The sequence below is a fragment of the Ideonella azotifigens genome (assembly GCF_006519715.1).
Lineage (GTDB): Bacteria > Pseudomonadota > Gammaproteobacteria > Burkholderiales > Burkholderiaceae_C > Ideonella > Ideonella azotifigens.
Map to the genome: position 1 here is coordinate 1 of NZ_VIDT01001176.1, position 1,053 is coordinate 1,053.

General features: G+C 70.0%; 2 protein-coding genes. Both read left to right on the forward strand.

What is annotated here, in order from left to right; translation table 11 throughout:
- Positions 1-854, forward strand: an 854-nt coding sequence (gene creD, locus FKP22_RS31430) for a cell envelope integrity protein CreD (RefSeq protein WP_141292072.1), incomplete at its 5' end; no start/stop codon positions are given.
- 3 nt (positions 855-857) lie between these two features.
- Positions 858-1,053 (forward strand): hypothetical protein (locus FKP22_RS31435; protein ID WP_141292073.1); only part of this gene is annotated, 196 nt, incomplete at its 3' end.

Here is a 1,053-nt window from a genome sequence, read left to right on the forward strand (position 1 = left end):
ACAGCGCCGCGCTGGCCGCACACGTCGAGCTGGAACTGGTCGGCATCGCGCGCCTGGCGCTGGTACCGGTCGGGGAGGCCACGCGATGGGTCACGAAGTCCGACTGGCCGCACCCGTCGTTTGGCGGGCGCTTCCTGCCGACCGCGCGCGACATCACCGACCAGGGTTTCGATGCGACCTGGCAGGTCTCGGCACTGGCCTCGGCGGCGCCGCGGCAGGTGCTGTCCGGCGCGAAACTGTGTGAACCCGCCACGGCTTTGGCCGAGCCGGGCGATGAAACGGCCTATCCCGCCGCGGTTGCCGCCGCCGCGCCCGAATGCCTGGACACGCTGGCCGTCTCGTTCATCGACCCGGTCAACCCATACGTGCTGAGCGACCGGGCGACCAAATACGGCCTGCTGTTCGTCGGCCTGACCTTCATCGCGGTGGCGCTGGTCGAGGTGCTGGGCCGCGGCCGGGTGCGGCGCGTGCACCCGATCCAGTACGCGCTGGTCGGCCTGGCGCTGACGCTGTTCTTCCTGCTGTTGCTCAGCCTGTCCGAGCACCTGGCGTTTGGCATTGCCTACGGCATTGCGAGCGCGGCCTGCGTCTCGCTGCTGGGCGTGTACACCGCGCACATGCTGGGCCGCCGCCGCGATGGCATCACCTTCGGCGGTGCGATGGCGCTGCTCTACGGGCTGATGTACGTGCTGCTGCAGCGCGAGCAGACCGCGCTGGTCATCGGCTCGGTGGGCCTGTTTGCCGCAGTGGCGGCGGTGATGTGGCTGACCCGTGGCGTCGACTGGTACCGGATGTTCGACGAGGCCCTGGCGACGGCGCCGACCCAAGCCGTGCCTCGTGCCGCTGCGGAGTGAGTCATGCCAGGCGTGTTCTTCGACATGTTCTTTGCGCTGCTGGCGGTCTGCCTGATTGCCTGCCCGCTGATGATGACCTTGGCCCTGGCGGGCTTGTGCCTGCGCATGACCCGCGACTGGGCCGCGCGGGTGCTGTACCGCGGTGCCTGGGGCACGATGCTGTGGGTGCTGGCGGCGCGTTGTGTCGCCGCGGCGTGGC